This is a genomic window from Nocardioides sp. Z21_20, assembly GCF_059766585.1.
In genome coordinates this window covers 282,761-297,104 of record NZ_JCBAJX010000003.1, presented here as the reverse complement: position 1 = coordinate 297,104, position 14,344 = coordinate 282,761, and the positions used below count along the sequence as shown (strand labels likewise).

The 14,344-nt window shown below is 72.4% G+C and carries 15 protein-coding genes; 13 read left to right on the top strand and 2 right to left on the bottom strand.

Going from position 1 to position 14,344, the window contains the following annotated elements; all coding sequences use genetic code 11:
• Positions 1-18 precede the first annotated feature (18 nt).
• The 11 genes from tsf to rlmN all read left to right on the top strand — a co-directional run bounded on the left by tsf (position 19) and on the right by rlmN (position 8,609).
• Complete coding sequence (gene tsf, locus AC6EH9_RS07935; protein ID WP_498421993.1) at positions 19-831, top strand: translation elongation factor Ts; 813 nt, start codon at positions 19-21, stop codon at positions 829-831.
• 179 nt (positions 832-1,010) lie between these two features.
• Entirely contained in the window at positions 1,011-1,724 is a 714-nt protein-coding gene (gene pyrH / locus AC6EH9_RS07930) for a UMP kinase (protein ID WP_498421992.1), read from the top strand.
• A 45-nt stretch (positions 1,725-1,769) separates the two neighbouring features.
• On the top strand, positions 1,770-2,324 hold the full coding sequence (frr, locus tag AC6EH9_RS07925) for a ribosome recycling factor (RefSeq protein WP_498422268.1): 555 nt from the start codon (positions 1,770-1,772) through the stop codon (positions 2,322-2,324).
• Between the two features lie 11 nt (positions 2,325-2,335).
• Positions 2,336-3,193 carry a phosphatidate cytidylyltransferase gene (locus tag AC6EH9_RS07920; RefSeq protein ID WP_498421990.1) on the top strand — a complete coding sequence of 286 codons (858 nt, stop codon included), beginning with the start codon at positions 2,336-2,338 and terminating at the stop codon, positions 3,191-3,193.
• Positions 3,194-3,319: 126 nt separating this feature from the next.
• Positions 3,320-3,661: a hypothetical protein gene (locus AC6EH9_RS07915; protein ID WP_498421988.1), complete on the top strand. Its 342-nt coding sequence runs from the start codon at positions 3,320-3,322 to the stop codon at positions 3,659-3,661.
• Between the two features lie 7 nt (positions 3,662-3,668).
• Positions 3,669-4,466 (top strand): prolipoprotein diacylglyceryl transferase, encoded by a 798-nt coding sequence (locus AC6EH9_RS07910; RefSeq protein WP_498421986.1) that lies wholly within the window; start codon positions 3,669-3,671, stop codon positions 4,464-4,466.
• Positions 4,463-6,103 carry a radical SAM protein gene (locus AC6EH9_RS07905; RefSeq protein ID WP_498421984.1) on the top strand — a complete coding sequence of 547 codons (1,641 nt, stop codon included), beginning with the start codon at positions 4,463-4,465 and terminating at the stop codon, positions 6,101-6,103. The genes AC6EH9_RS07910 and AC6EH9_RS07905 overlap by 4 nt, the downstream gene beginning before the upstream one ends.
• Positions 6,100-6,408, top strand: a complete 309-nt coding sequence (locus tag AC6EH9_RS07900; RefSeq protein WP_498421982.1) for a hypothetical protein — start codon at positions 6,100-6,102, stop codon at positions 6,406-6,408. Before AC6EH9_RS07905 ends, AC6EH9_RS07900 begins: the two co-directional genes overlap by 4 nt.
• 370 nt (positions 6,409-6,778) lie before the next feature.
• Positions 6,779-7,063 carry a hypothetical protein gene (locus AC6EH9_RS07895; RefSeq protein ID WP_498421980.1) on the top strand — a complete coding sequence of 95 codons (285 nt, stop codon included), beginning with the start codon at positions 6,779-6,781 and terminating at the stop codon, positions 7,061-7,063.
• Entirely contained in the window at positions 7,060-7,419 is a 360-nt protein-coding gene (locus AC6EH9_RS07890) for a hypothetical protein (RefSeq protein WP_498421978.1), read from the top strand. Before AC6EH9_RS07895 ends, AC6EH9_RS07890 begins: the two co-directional genes overlap by 4 nt.
• Positions 7,420-7,460: 41 nt before the next feature.
• Positions 7,461-8,609, top strand: a complete 1,149-nt coding sequence (rlmN, locus tag AC6EH9_RS07885) for a dual-specificity RNA methyltransferase RlmN (RefSeq protein ID WP_498421976.1) — start codon at positions 7,461-7,463, stop codon at positions 8,607-8,609.
• Between the two features lie 28 nt (positions 8,610-8,637).
• On the opposite strand, the gene AC6EH9_RS07880 is transcribed toward rlmN, so the two are convergent.
• Together AC6EH9_RS07880 and AC6EH9_RS07875 are read right to left on the bottom strand one after the other, a co-directional pair.
• On the bottom strand, positions 8,638-9,750 hold the full coding sequence (locus tag AC6EH9_RS07880) for an LOG family protein (RefSeq protein WP_498421975.1): 1,113 nt from the start codon (positions 9,748-9,750) through the stop codon (positions 8,638-8,640).
• 50 nt (positions 9,751-9,800) lie between these two features.
• On the bottom strand, positions 9,801-10,682 hold the full coding sequence (locus tag AC6EH9_RS07875; protein WP_498421973.1) for a serine protein kinase RIO: 882 nt from the start codon (positions 10,680-10,682) through the stop codon (positions 9,801-9,803).
• Between the two features lie 242 nt (positions 10,683-10,924).
• Here AC6EH9_RS07875 and AC6EH9_RS07870 point away from each other — a divergent pair, with 242 nt between their 5' ends.
• On the top strand, positions 10,925-12,343 hold the full coding sequence (locus AC6EH9_RS07870) for a M1 family metallopeptidase (protein WP_498421971.1): 1,419 nt from the start codon (positions 10,925-10,927) through the stop codon (positions 12,341-12,343).
• A gap of 93 nt (positions 12,344-12,436) precedes the next feature.
• Entirely contained in the window at positions 12,437-14,323 is a 1,887-nt protein-coding gene (locus AC6EH9_RS07865) for a propionyl-CoA synthetase (RefSeq protein WP_498421969.1), read from the top strand.
• Positions 14,324-14,344 lie beyond the last annotated feature (21 nt).

The following is a 14,344-nucleotide window of genomic DNA, read 5'->3' as shown; positions in this document are numbered from 1 at the left end:
CTTCCAGGAAGAAGGACCATGGCGAACATCTCCGCCGCTGACGTCAAGAAGCTCCGTGAGCTCTCCGGCGCCGGCATGATGGACTGCAAGAAGGCGCTCACCGAGGCCGAGGGCGACTTCGACAAGGCCATCGAGATCCTGCGGATCAAGGGTGGCAAGAAGATGGCCGAGCGCGCCGCCGAGCGCGAGGCGTCGGCCGGTCTGGTCGCCACCTCCGGTGGCGCCCTGGTCGAGCTGAACTGCGAGACCGACTTCGTGGCCAAGGGTGACGAGTTCATCGCCACCGCGCAGCGGATCGCCGACGCGGCCGCCGAGGCCAAGGCCGGCGACGCGGAGACGCTCAGCGCCGTCCAGCTCGGCGACAAGACCGTCGGCGAGACCGTGCACGACCTGGCCGTCTCGATCGGCGAGAAGATCGAGCTCGGTCGCGTCGCGTACTTCGACGGCCCGGTCGTGGTCTACATGCACAAGCGTGCCAGCGACCTCCCGCCCGCCGTCGGCGTGCTGGTGGAGTACGAAGGCAACGAGGACGCCGCCCGCGGCGCCGCGATGCAGGTCGCCGCGATGCGCCCGCAGTACCTCACCCGCGACGAGGTCCCCGCCGACATCGTCGCCAAGGAGCGCGAGATCGCCGAGGCGACCTCGCGTGAGGAGGGCAAGCCCGAGCAGGCGATCGCGAAGATCACCGAGGGCCGGCTCAACGGCTTCTTCAAGGACGTCGTGCTGCTCGAGCAGCCCTCGGTCACCGAGAACAAGAAGTCGGTCCAGAAGGTGCTCGACGAGTCCGGCACCACCCTGAAGCGCTTCGCGCGCTTCGAGGTCGGCGCCTGACCCAGTAAGGTTGCTCGGACCGCCCGCCGGCGGTCCGAGCTCGAGGAGGCCGGTCCCACATGATCCGAGAACATCGGAGTCATCGTCGGGCCGGCCTCCTTCGCTGTGCAGACGACCCCGGGCGCTGAGCGGTCACCGCCGCGAACCGCCCGCCAACCGCCGTACGAAGGGAATCTCCAGTGACCGCATACAAGCGAGTGCTGCTCAAGCTGTCGGGCGAGGTGTTCGGCGGTGGCAAGGTCGGGCTCGACCTGGACGTCATCAACAACATCGCCCGTGAGGTCGCCGACGTCGCCCGCGGGGGGACCGAGGTGGCGATCGTGGTGGGTGGCGGCAACTTCTTCCGCGGGGCCGAGCTCCAGCAGCGCGGCATGGAGCGCGCGCGCGCCGACTACATGGGCATGCTCGGCACCGTGATGAACTGCCTGGCGCTGCAGGACTTCATCGAGAAGCACGGCGTCGAGACCCGGGTCCAGACCGCCATCGAGATGGGACAGGTCGCCGAGCCCTACATCCCGCGGCGCGCGATCCGTCACCTCGAGAAGGGCCGGGTCGTGATCTTCGGCGCCGGCGCCGGCATGCCGTTCTTCTCCACCGACACCGTGGCGGCGCAGCGGGCCCTCGAGATCGGCTGCCAGGTCATCCTGATGGGCAAGCAGGGCGTGGACGGCGTCTACGACTCCGACCCCCACAAGAACCCCAGCGCGGTCAAGTTCGACGCCCTGACCTACGACGAGTTCCTGGCCCGGGGCCTCCTGGTCGCCGACGCCACCTCGGTCAGCCTGGCCCGGGACAATGACATGGACATGATCGTCTTCAACCTCTCCGAGACGGGCACCATCGGCCGCGCGGTCACAGGTGAGAAGATCGGGACCACGCTCTCGCGCGACTGAGCCGTCGACGCCCCCACGCACCACACGACACAAGGAGAACCCGTGATCAAGGAAGTCCTCAACGAGGCCGACGACAAGATGACCAAGTCCGTCGAGGCGACGCGCGAGGAGTTCGCGGCGATCCGGGCCGGTCGTGCGCACCCGAGCATGTTCAACAAGATCCTGGTCGACTACTACGGCTCGCCCACGCCGATCCAGCAGCTCGCGTCGTTCACCGCGCCCGAGGCCCGCATCATCCTGATCTCGCCCTACGACATGGGGGCGATGGGTGCCATCGAGCGGGCCGTCCGCGACTCCGACCTCGGCGTCAACCCCTCGAACGACGGCAAGACGATGCGCTGCGTGTTCCCCGAGCTGAGCCAGGAGCGTCGCAAGGAGTACATCAAGGTCGCCAAGGCGAAGGCCGAGGACGGCCGGGTCTCGGTGCGCAACATCCGCCGCAACGCCAAGCAGACCCTCGACAAGATGGAGAAGGACGGCGAGGTCGGCCAGGACGACGTGACGGGCGCCGAGAAGCGGCTCGACGCGCTGACCAAGCAGCACACCGATCAGATCGACGAGATGCTCAAGCACAAGGAAGCCGAGCTGCTCGAGGTCTGAGCCACCCCTTGATGACCGACTCCTCTCCCTCGTCCCCACCCCAGCAACCGGCCCCCGCGGGCCACGGCCGAGCCGGCCGCGACCTGCCGGCCGCGATCACCTCCGCGGTGGTCCTGCTGGGGGCCGTCGCGCTCTCCCTGTACTTCTGGAAGACGGCGTTCATGTTCATCGTGGCCGCCGCGGTCGTGGTGGCGATCTGGGAGCTGCACCAGGGGCTGCGCGCCAAGCAGATCGTGCTGCCCGAGCGGCCGCTGATGCTCGGCGGTGTGGTGATGGTGGTGGTGGCCTACTTCTGGGGCGCCCCCGCGCTGGTCACCGCCACCGCCGTGACCGCCCTGGTGCTGATGCTGCTGCGCCTGGGCGGGGGAGTCGACGGCTACGTCCGCGATGCCTCGGCCGCGGTCTTCACCCTCGTCTACGTCCCGTTCCTCGGCTCCTTCGTGGCCCTGCTGCTGGCCGAGGACGACGGCGCCAAGGGCATCGTCGCGTTCATCCTGGTCACCGTGGCCTCCGACACCGGCGGCTACGTGGCCGGTGTCCTGTTCGGCAAGCACCCGATGGCGCCGGTGATCTCGCCCAAGAAGTCGTGGGAGGGGTTCGCCGGCTCCGCGGTTGCCTGCGTGGTCGCCGGCTGGCTGCTGGTGGTCTACCTGCTCGACGGCGACTGGTGGGTGGGCGTGGTCCTGGGCCTGATCGTGGTGGTGATGGCCACCCTGGGCGACCTGTGCGAGTCGGTGATCAAGCGCGACCTCGGGGTCAAGGACATGAGCCAGATCGTGCCTGGCCACGGCGGCCTGATGGACCGTCTCGACTCTCTGCTCGCCACCATCGCCCCCACCTGGCTGCTGCTGCACTACCTGGTGCTGTGAGCTGACGCGCGACCTCCCCGGGCCCAGCCGGGCTCGACTCGTCCCTCTCTGCGTGAACCGCGCCTGCGCAGCGCCCCGCCATGAAAGGGTGGGGCGACCGCGACGGCTGGGCACACAGGAGGCAGCATGGACCACCCGCACCAGCCCCCTCCCGCGAGGCCGGTGCATCCCGTCGCGCTGGTGGCCGGGGGTGTGCTGGGCTTCGCGCTCAGCTGGCTGTGGATCGCGATCGTCGTGTTCGGGGGCCTGGGCATCGCCTACAACGCGGAGGCTGAGGGCTTCCTGCGCTCGTGGAACTTCGCCCTGCTCGTCATCGCCGCCGCGCTGATCCCGCTGGTGCTCGCGCTGGTCCTGCTCGTCGTTCCCCGCACCCGCCAGGCCGGCGCCGGCGTGGTGATGGGGCTGGCCATCGGGATCGTCGTCGGCAGCGGCGTCTGCGGGTCCGCCCTCACACCCGCTCTGGGCTGAGGCGGACATGTATCCCACACTCGAGGCGCTGCTCGGCCTCCCCGTCCCCACCCACGAGCTCTTCGTGGCCCTCGGCGTGCTGGCCGCGGGCGTCGTCTTCGCGCTGGAGGCGCGCCGTCGCGGGAGCTCCGACGAGCGCCTCGTCTTCGTGGTGGCCGGCGCCCTGGTCGGGGGCGCGGTGATGATGCGGATGGGCACCTGGCTCCAGCACGTCGACCTGCGCCAGAACGCCTCCCTGGCCGAGCAGTGGCTCTACGGCAACCGCTCCATTCTCGGCGGGCTGGTCGGCGCGTGGCTGGGGGTGCACGTCACCAAACGGGTGGTGGGCTACCGCGCCCGCACCGGGGACCTCTTCGCGCCGGCGGTGGCGCTGGGGATGGTTGTGGGGCGCATCGGGTGCCTGCTCACCGAGACCCCCGGGACGCCCACCGCCGGCGGCTGGGGGATCACCCTCCAGGCCGACGCCGCCGCCCGGGTCGGCGCGCCGGCCGGGGTGGGGCTGCATCCGTCGTTCGTCTACGAGATCGTCTTCCACGCGGCGGCGTTCGCGGTGCTCTGGCTCTGGCTGCGCCATCGCGAACTGCCACCGGGGGAGACCTTCGTCTGGTACATCGTGAGCTACGGGGTCTTCCGCTTCCTCGTGGAGTTCGTCCGCGCGAACGAGGTGGCCTGGGCGGGCCTGACCCGCCCCCAGCTCTTCCTCGCCCTCACCGTCCCGCTGCTCCTGGCGCGCATCGCCTGGCGCTACCGGCGGGGCGCCTATCGCCGGCCATCGATGCCGGCCCGACCGGAGGTGGCCGCATGAGCACGGCACAACAGGGCGAGCGCGGGGCGGGCATGCCGCTGCGCGGGGACCGGATCCATCGCTACGTGAACGCGTTCTGTCCGCTGTGCCACGAGGAGCATCCGGACCGGCCGCTGGCCGAGGTGCAGCGGCTCAGCGGCTGGCTGGTCGAGCGCGACGACCGGATCTGGCTCGAGCGTGGCTGCCCGAGCCACGGCCTGGTCCGCACCCTGTACGACGAGTCGCCCGAGATCCTCACCTACCTCGAGCAGTGGACCGCGCCCACCAAGGTCCACGAGCCCGACCTGAGGGGCAACTTCCGGCCGGTGCCGTCGGCCTACGAGCACGGACTGCCGGAGATGCAGACCCAGCACACCTGCATCCTGCTCGAGGACCTGCTCGACCACTGCAACCTCAAGTGCCCCACCTGCTTCGCGGAGTCCTCGCCGGCGCTGGCCTCGGTCGCTCCGCTCGAGCAGGTCCTCGCCTCGATCGACGCCCGGCTGGCCCGCGAGAACGGACGCATCGACGTGCTGATGCTCTCCGGCGGCGAGCCGACGCTCTACCCGTGGCTGGCCGAGCTGCTCGACGCGGTCGTGGCGCGCCCCGTCGTACGCATCCTGATCAACAGCAACGGCCTCGCCATCGCGCAGGATGACGAGCTGCTCGCGCTGCTGCGCCGCCACCGCGAGCGCGTCGAGGTCTATCTGCAGTACGACGGGGAGTCCGCGCAGGCATCGCGCCACCACCGCGGCGCCGACATCCGCCGCTTCAAGGAGCGCGCCATCGAGCGGCTCTCGGGCGCGGGGGTGTTCACCACGCTCACGATGACCGCCGCCCTGGGGGTCAACGACGACGAGATCGGCTACGTCCTCAAGCGGGCCCTGGACACCCCCTACGTCGGCGGCGTGACGATCCAGCCGGTGTTCGGCTCGGGCCGCTCCGGGGCCATCGACGCGCTGGACCGGCTGACCCACACCGGGGTGCTGGCCCGGCTGGAGGAGCAGACCGCCGGGGTGGTCACCTGGCGCGACCTCACCGCGCTGCCCTGCTCGCACCCGCACTGCTGCTCGGTCGGCTACCTGCTGCGCGACGACTCCGGGAGCTGGCGCTCGCTGACCGCGCTGATCGGCCACGACCGGCTCAAGCAGTGGCTCGACCTGGAGCCCGACACCCTGGCGAACCGGATCGCCGACGACTCCCTCCCGGTCTCGCTGCGGGCGGTGGTGAAGGACTCCCTGCTCGACCTGCTCTCGGAGCAGTCGTCGCTCTCGCACCCGTCGATGACCTCGATCTGGCGCGACATCTGCCAGAACTGCGACCTGGGCATCGGCACCCTCAGCACGCTGGTGGCCTCCAAGCTCCCCGGGCAGCACCAGCGGCTGAGGCGGATGCTGGGGGAGCGGGTGCTGCGGGTGACCGTGAAGCCGTTCATGGACATGAACACGATGATCGAGGAGCGGCTGACCCAGTGCTGCGTGCACGTCGGCACCGTCAACGCCGACACCGCGGCCCACCAGTGCGCGCCGTTCTGCGCCGTGCAGGCCTGGGCCCCGCTGGGGCGCACCCGGCTCTCCACGGCGACCGGGGCTCCCGCGGGGGCCGGTGTCGGACCGGCAGCCGGGCCGCGGCTGCCGCTGGTCGAGGGCCCGCGATGAGCCGCGACCCGCGCCTGGTGGAGCCCGCGCGCGCCGTGCCCTCCCCGGCGGCCGGCGCCCCGGGCGCCGAGCCCTTCGACCCGCTGCGGCTGTGCGTCTTCGCCACCGTCGCGCTGCTGGGCTGGGTGCTCGGCCCGGTCGCGCTGGTCGGGTTCGCCGGACTCGGCTTCGTCGGCTACTGGCGCGCGCACCGGGCCGGGCTGACCCGCTCGCAGTGCCTGCTGCGCGACACCCGGCTGGTGCTCGCCTACCTGGCGCTGCTGGTGGCCGCCGGGCTGACCGGGATCTGGTGGTGGCTCCGGTGAGGACCCTGCGCGCGTCGCGCCCACGTCGCCCCCTCGAGCCCTACCATGAGGCGCGAGAGCGGGGTGTGTCCGAATGAGCCAGCCACCGACGGGTCAGCAGCCACCGAACGGGGGGCAGTCCCGACCCGAGGATCGTCCCCAGGGACCGCCCCAGGGCCCGCCCCAGGGCGGCTGGGGCGCGCCGCCGCCGTACGGCGCCCCGGCGGGCCCGCCGGACCCGTACCGCAAGCCCGCTCCGTACGGCCAGCCCGCTCCGTACGGCCAGCCCTCGCCTTATGGACCGCCCGCTCCGCCGGGGCCCGGCCCCTACCCCTCGCCGTACACCACGCCCGGGCCGAACGGCGGCGGGCCCGACCGGACCATGCGCTGGGTGGGCCTGGCCGTCGGGTTCTTCCTGGGCCCGGTGCTGCTGGTCCTCGGCGGCACCTTCGTCAATGCGCTGGCCTCGGTGCCCGGGCTGGACGGCGTGCTCAGCAGCGGGGGGCTGTTCGGCCTGGCGATTACCATGGTGGTCGGCCTGGTCGCGGGGCTCACCCATCCGGCGACGCGCTGGTGGGCGCTGGGCGCGATCATCGGCATCGCGTTGACGTTCATCGTGCTGGCCGGCGCATGCCTCACCCTCATCTACCTCATCACCTCCCAGATGCACTCATGACCGACTTCCCCACAGAGACCTCCGACGGTCGGCTCCGCGAGGAGCGGGCGCCCAGCTGGTGGCACCGCGACCACCCGACGTTCACGCCGATCGCGGGGTTCTTCACCGGCCTGCTCTTCATGGTGTTCGTGCCCGGGGCGTTCGCGACGATCCTGCGGCTGTTCTTCCACTACGAGACCGCCCGGGGGCTGTATCCCTTCGTCGTGCTGACGCTGGCGCTCCCGTTCGCGCTCCTGGTCCCCCAGCGCAGCCGGCGCTTCGGGCTGTACATGCTGCTCGGGATGCTGGCCACCCTCGTCGTGGTGCTCGGGGTGGGGGCACTGGTGCTGTGGCTGATGGTGATGATCGAGGGCTGAGGTTTTCGTCCATCCTTCCCCTCGGTGGGATGATCGAGGTGATGTCTGACGAGCCCACCCCCGCCGCTGCCGGAACCACCCCTCTCAAGCTGGTCTTCGACGAGCCGCGCGGGCGCAAGAAGCCCCCGCGGCACCTCGCCGATCTCACCGAGGCCGAGCGCAAGGAGCTGCTGACCAGCCACGGGCTCCCCGGCTTCCGGGCCAAGCAGCTGTCCACGCACTACTTCGCGCGGCTGGTCGACGACCCCGCCGAGATGACCGACCTGCCCGCCACCCAGCGCACGGAGCTGGTCGAGGCGCTGCTGCCGCGGCTGATGACCCCGCTGCGCACGATGGAGGCGGACAAGGGCACCACCCGCAAGACGCTGTGGAGGCTGTTCGACGGCGCGCTGGTGGAGTCGGTGCTGATGCGCTACCCCGACCGAGCCACGGTCTGCGTCTCCTCGCAGGCCGGGTGCGGCATGGCGTGCCCGTTCTGCGCCACCGGCCAGGGCGGCCTGCAGCGCAACATGTCCACCGCCGAGATCGTCGAGCAGGTCGTCGCCGGCGCCCGGTCGATGGCGCGCGGCGAGGTCGCCGGCGGCCCCGGACGCGTCTCCAACGTCGTCTTCATGGGAATGGGCGAGCCGCTCGCGAACTACAAGGCCGTGATCGGCGCGGTCCGTCGGCTGACCGACCCGGCCCCCGCCGGCCTGGGGATGAGCGCGCGCGGGATCACCGTCTCCACCGTCGGTCTGGTGCCGCGGATCAGGCAGCTCACCGAGGAGGGCATCCCGGTCACCCTGGCGCTCTCCCTGCACGCCCCCGACGACGAGCTGCGCAACGAGCTCGTCCCGATCAACACCCGCTTCTCGGTCGCGGAGACCGTCGAGGCGGCCTGGGACTACGCCGCGAAGACCAAGCGTCGGGTGTCGATCGAGTACGCGATGATGCGCGGCATCAACGACCAGGCCTGGCGCGCGGACCTGCTCGGCGACGTCCTCAACTCCTACGGCGACTGGGGCTGGGTGCACGTCAACCTGATCCCGCTGAACCCGACGCCCGGGTCCAAGTGGACCGCCTCGGACCCCGCAGACGAGCGCGAGTTCGTGCGCCGGCTGGAGGCGAAGGGGATCTCCACGACCGTGCGCGACACCCGCGGCCGCGAGATCGACGGCGCCTGCGGTCAGCTCGCCGCCACCGAGGCCTGACCCCGCCGGACCCGCCGCCCCGACCGGGTCAGGCGCACCGCAGGGTCATCAGGGCGGCGGCCTCCTCGACGGTGTCGACGAGGTGCACCAGCGGCGCCATCGGGCGGCCCTCGGCGAGGGCCTGCAGCAGCGGCCAGGCCGGCAGCTGCTCGGTCCAGTAGCGGCGACCGACGAGGACCATCGGCGCCAACGACGACTCGTCGGCGTAGTAGTTCTCGCAGGCGTCCTGGAAGATCTCCTGGACCGTCCCGCCGGCGCCGGGCAGGAAGACGATCCCGGCGTCGCACACCTCGAGCAGCACCGCCTCGCGGCCCGGGTTGGCGAAGTACTTCGCGATCGCGGTGGCGAACGGGTTCGGCGGCTCGTGGCCGTAGTGCCAGGTGGGGATGCCCAGCGACTGCTCGCCCTCGGGGAACCGCGCGAGCACCTCGAACGCCGCGTCCGCCCAGGCCTCCACCGAGGGCCGGAACGACGGCGCCGCGGCCAGCGCACGCAGCGCCTCCTCGACCGCCTCATCCGGCTGCCGGCTCAGGTAGGCGCCCAGGTTCGCCGCCTCCATGGCGCCCGGCCCGCCGCCCGTCGCCACGGTGAGCGAGCGCCCCAGGGCCCGGCCCAGCCGCGCCGCCGCGGCGTACTCCTCGCTGCCGCGCGCGAGCGCGTGCCCGCCCATCACCCCCACCAGCGGGCGACCCGCGCGCCGCCGTTGGGCCACCCAGCCGCGCAGGGCCGCGTCGACGGCATGGTCGTGCAGGGCGCGCGCGAGCGTCACCGCCCGCCCGGCGCGACCGGGTTGCTGGGCCCAGGCATAGGCCCGGGCGTCGAGAGTGTCGGCGTAGGTGCGGCTGTCGAAGAGCTCGGTGGGGGAGTAGAGCGCGGTGCGGTAGCTGTCGACCGGCACCCCGGGCACCTCGGGGAAGACGATCGCCCCGCGGGCGCGCACCGACTCCTCGTCGCCGTTGCCGAAGCGGCACCCGACGAACAGCGCACCGGCCACCCGGCAGCGGCGCAGCGCCTCGCGCTGCCCGCTCAGGTCCAGGCCCTGCAGGTGCCACCCGCTCATCGAGGTCACCCCGGCCGCCAGGCGTCGCTCCAGGTCGGCGAGCGTGGCGACCTCGATGACCCGTCCACGGCTGTGTCTCATGCCGCGACCTTAGGCGGCGCGGTGCGGACCCGGCGCACCGCGCGCCGGATTCAGAACGCGTGCCCCACCAGCTCCGCGAACAGCGCGTGCTCGTCCACGCCCAGGCCCCGCGAGCGGAACCAGGTGGCCACGTTGATGCAGTCGCGCATCAGGAAGTCCGTCCCACGCGGGTTGGCGACCAGGTCCACGATCTGGGGCAGGTCGATGATCACCAGCCGATCACCCGCCGCCAGCAGGTTGTAGGGCGAGAGGTCGCCGTGCACCAGCCCGTGCCGGGCCAGCTCGGCCATCGCCTCGCGCAGCTGATCGAAGTACGACGCGAGCAGCGCCGGCGCGGGCCGGGTCTGGGCCAGGCGCGGCGCCGTCTCGTCCTCGACGGTGATCCACTCCATCAGGATCTCGGTGCCGTCGATCTGCACCGGGTAGGGGACCGGCAGCCCCAGCCCCCAGCAGCGCACCAGGGCCTCCCACTCGGCCCACGCCCACTGGCCGGCGGCGACCGCGCGACCGTGCGCGCTCTTGCGGGCCAGCGCCCGGGCATCGCGGCTGTTGCGGGTGCGCCGGCCCTCGGCGTACACCCCGGAGCGCTGGAAGCTGGTGTGCTCGGCGCCGCGGTAGCGCTTGGCGGCCATCACCGCCGAGGCGCCGCCGGGCACCGCGCGGTCGAGCAGGAAGACGTCGGCCTCCTTGCCGGTCTTGAGGATGCCCAGGTCGGTGTCGAGGGCGCCCTGGTCGGTGACCACCCAGGCCGGGCGCGGCCGCGGCCCGCGGCACAGCGGCTCGACGCTGGCCCAGGTCGACCAGCGCCGGCCGGGCCCGTCCGGCTCGTCGGCGGGGGTGAAGTCGAAGACGAACGCCGGGTCGAGCCCGGCGAGACGCTCGTCGTGGGGGTGCGGCGCGTCAGTGACGGGCTCGCTGAAGTCGTGCGGCATCGGGGGTGCTCCAAGTGATCGAGAGGTGGTCTGCGGACAGGCCGGGCACAGTCGTCATGGCACGGCTCCTCTCGATCGGGGCACGCCCCGACGGGCGCACGCTGGTGCCATCGTGGTGGCCCCGCTCGCGGGTCGGCAACGGGTTTTCGGATACGTTGCCCACTGCGACAGGGGGGAGCGCCATGACATCCAGGTGCAGCACGAGGACCGTTCAGCCACTTCGACGCGCCCGCGCTGCGCTGGTGGCGCTCAGCACCGCCGCGCTGGTGGCGGGCGCCGCCGTCGTTCCCGCCAGCGGGCAGGACACCGCGCACGGCGCCGGCCAGCGGGTGGCCCCGGCCCCGGGGGCCGCCGGCATCGGGGACCCCTACTTCCCCCAGGACGGCAACGGGGGCTACGACGTGTCCCACTACGACGTGCACGACCGCTACGCCTTCGCCACCGGGCGGCTCAGCGGCTGGACCCGGATCACGGCGCGTGCCGAGCAGGACCTGTCCAGCCTCCACCTCGACTTCATGCTCAAGGTCGGCAAGGTCACCGTCGACGGCCGGCCCGCGACGTTCAGCCGCCCCAACCGCCACGAGCTGCGGGTCGTCCCGCAGCGCCCGATCGCGCAAGGTGCCACGTTCCGGGTGCGGGTGGCCTACGCCGGCAAGCCGGGCGGGCAGCGCTGGCGCGGCGAGCGGCCGTGGCTGGCGGACCGCCGCGAGGTGGTCACGATGGGCGAGCCGCAGATGGCCGCCTGGTGGTTCCCCGCCAACGACCACCCCCGCGACAAGGCGGCCTTCGACATCCACGTGAGCGTCCCGCGGGGCCGCCAGGCGATCGCCAACGGCGAGCTGGTGGGCCGCACCCGCACCCGCACCGAGACGACCTGGCACTGGCGGGCGAAGGAGCCGATGGCCCCCTACCTGGCGTTCTTCGCCGCCGGCGACTTCCAGATCGCCCGCGGCACCGACGGCGGGGTGCGGTGGCTGTCCGCGGTCTCGCGCACGCTGAGGCCCGCGGCCCGGCGCCAGGCGATGGCCCTGATGCGGCGGACCCCGCAGGTGGTGCGCTGGAGCGAGCGCTACCTGGGCGAGTACCCGTTCTCGATCGCCGGCGGGCTCACCACCGGGCTCAGCGTGGGCTTCGCGCTGGAGAACCAGACCCGCTCGACCTACCCGTTCGTGGGCGGGCGGCGCAACGTCGGCCTGGTCGTGCACGAGACCGCCCACCAGTGGTTCGGCGACTCGGTGTCCGTGCACGGCTGGCGCGACATCTGGCTCAACGAGGGGTTCGCGAGCTTCATGGAGCGGCTCTGGGAGGAGACGCACGGCGGCCCGCCCGCCCAGAGCTGGCTGCTGGAGCAGTGGCGCCTGGCCGGCGGCGGCTTCTGGCGCCTGAAGCTGGCCGACCCGGGCCCGCGCCACCTGTTCGACATGGAGGTCTACGACCGGGGCTCGATGGTCGTCCAGGCGCTGCGGCACCGGATCGGCGACGCGGACTTCTGGACGCTGCTGAAGGCGTGGACCCAGGGGCGCGCCGGCGGCAACGGCAGCGTCGCCGACTTCGAGGCGCTCGCCGCCGAGATCAGCGGCGAGGACCTGACCGGGTTCTTCGACGCCTGGCTGCGAAGCACCACCCGGCCGGCGCGCACCGCGGACAACGGCCTGGTCTGAGCCGGGCGCTCGCCGGAGCGCTCACCGCGGCCCGGGACCCGCGGCCCGGGACCCGGGTGGACGCTCCCGGGCCCGGACGCCACGATGGTGACCATGCCGAGCTACCGCGAGACCTTTGCCGCCTCCGTCGCCGACCCCGACGCCTTCTGGCGCGAGGCCGCGACCCGTGTCGACTGGTTCAAGAAGCCCACCCGGGCCCTGGACGCCGAGCGGCCGCCGTTCTACCGCTGGTTCCCGGACGCGACCCTCAACACCTGCTACAACGCCCTGGACCGGCACGTGGTCGCCGGCCACGCCGACCGCACGGCGCTGATCTACGACTCGCCGCTGACCGAGACCAAGAGCCGGGTCAGCTACGGCCGGCTGCTCGAGGACGTGGCGGCCTTCGCCGGCGTGCTGCGCGCGCTCGACGTGCAGCAAGGCGACCGGGTGGTGATCTACCTGCCGATGATCCCCGAGGCCGTCGTGGCGATGCTGGCCTGCGCCCGGATCGGGGCGGTGCACTCGGTGGTCTTCGGTGGCTTCGCGCCGCACGAGCTCGCCGTACGCATCGACGACGCACGCCCCAAGGCCCTGGTCACCGCCTCGTGCGGGATCGAGCCGGGCCGCACCATCGCCTACAAGCCGCTGGTCGACCGGGCCCTCGAGCTCGCCGGCCACGAGCCGAGCGCGGTCGTGGTCAAGCAGCGCCCCCAGGTCGAGGCGACCCTGGTCGAGGGGCGCGACGTGGACTGGGACGAGGCGATGAGGATCGGCCGGCTCAAGCCCGCCGAGTGCGTGGAGGTGGCGGCCACCGACCCGCTGTACGTGCTCTACACCTCCGGCACCACAGGCAAGCCCAAGGGCGTGGTGCGCGACCACGGCGGGCACGCGGTCGCGATGGCCTGGTCGCTGCCGCAGGTCTACGGCTGCGGCGCCGGTGACGTGTGGTGGGCGGCCTCCGACGTCGGCTGGGTGGTCGGCCACTCCTACATCGTCTACGCGCCGCTCATCAACGGCGCCACGACCGTGCTCTACGAGGGCAAGCCGGTCGGCACCCCGGACGCCGGGGCGTTCTGGCGGGTGATCGAGGAGTACGGCGTGAAGGCCCTGCTGACGGCCCCGACCGCGATCCGCGCGATCCGCAAGGTCGACCCCGAGGGCGAGCTCGCCGCGGGCCGCGACCTGTCCTCGCTGGAGACCCTCTTCCTGGCCGGAGAGCGCCTGGACCCCGACACCTGGAGCTGGGCGGGGGAGAAGCTCGGGGTGCCCGTGGTCGACAACTGGTGGCAGACCGAGACCGGCTGGCCGATCGCGGCCAACCTGCGCGGGCTCGAGCCGATGCCGCTCAAGGCCGGCTCCCCGTCGGTGCCGGTGCCGGGGTTCCAGGTGGAGGTCCTCGACGAGCACGGCCGCGAGGTGCCGGCCGGCACCGAGGGTGTGATCTGCCTCAAGCTGCCGATGCCGCCGGGCACCCTGCCCACCCTGTGGGGCGACGACGAGCGCTACGTGACGTCGTACCTGTCCACCTTCGAGGGCTACTACCTCACCGGGGACGGCGGGTACGTCGACGAGGACGGCTACCTCTACGTGATGGGGCGCACCGACGACGTCATCAACGTGGCCGGCCACCGGCTCTCGACCGGGGCGATGGAGGCGGTGATCGCGCAGCACCCGGCCGTCGCGGAGTGTGCCGTGATCGGCGTGGCCGATCCGCTCAAGGGGCAGCTGCCGCACGGGTTCGTGGTGCTCAAGTCGGGTGTCGAGGCCGACCCCGACACGATCGTCGAGGAGCTGGTGGCCCTGGTGCGCGGCGAGATCGGCGCCGTCGCGGCGTTCAAGTCGGTGACCGTGGTCGGGGGACTGCCCAAGACCCGCTCGGGCAAGATCCTGCGCCGCACGATGCGTGAGATCGCCGACGGCAAGGACCCGAAGGTGCCCTCGACGATCGAGGACGCAACCGTGCTCGACGACCTGCGCCCCGCGTTGCGACGCCCGTGAGGACACGGCCCGCCGGGCGCC

Bases quoted from the DNA above. Each gene is read 5' to 3' on its own strand.
- AC6EH9_RS07905 (WP_498421984.1), top strand. From the start codon at position 4,463: ATGAGCACGGCACAACAGGGCGAGCGCGGGGCGGGCATGCCGCTGCGC.
- tsf (WP_498421993.1), top strand. From the start codon at position 19: ATGGCGAACATCTCCGCCGCTGACGTCAAGAAGCTCCGTGAGCTCTCC.
- AC6EH9_RS07915 (WP_498421988.1), top strand. From the start codon at position 3,320: ATGGACCACCCGCACCAGCCCCCTCCCGCGAGGCCGGTGCATCCCGTC.
- rlmN (WP_498421976.1), top strand. From the start codon at position 7,461: ATGTCTGACGAGCCCACCCCCGCCGCTGCCGGAACCACCCCTCTCAAG.
- AC6EH9_RS07890 (WP_498421978.1), top strand. From the start codon at position 7,060: ATGACCGACTTCCCCACAGAGACCTCCGACGGTCGGCTCCGCGAGGAG.
- AC6EH9_RS07900 (WP_498421982.1), top strand. From the start codon at position 6,100: ATGAGCCGCGACCCGCGCCTGGTGGAGCCCGCGCGCGCCGTGCCCTCC.
- AC6EH9_RS07865 (WP_498421969.1), top strand. From the start codon at position 12,437: ATGCCGAGCTACCGCGAGACCTTTGCCGCCTCCGTCGCCGACCCCGAC.
- AC6EH9_RS07875 (WP_498421973.1), bottom strand. From the start codon at position 10,682: ATGCCGCACGACTTCAGCGAGCCCGTCACTGACGCGCCGCACCCCCAC.
- AC6EH9_RS07910 (WP_498421986.1), top strand. From the start codon at position 3,669: ATGTATCCCACACTCGAGGCGCTGCTCGGCCTCCCCGTCCCCACCCAC.
- AC6EH9_RS07920 (WP_498421990.1), top strand. From the start codon at position 2,336: ATGACCGACTCCTCTCCCTCGTCCCCACCCCAGCAACCGGCCCCCGCG.
- AC6EH9_RS07880 (WP_498421975.1), bottom strand. From the start codon at position 9,750: ATGAGACACAGCCGTGGACGGGTCATCGAGGTCGCCACGCTCGCCGAC.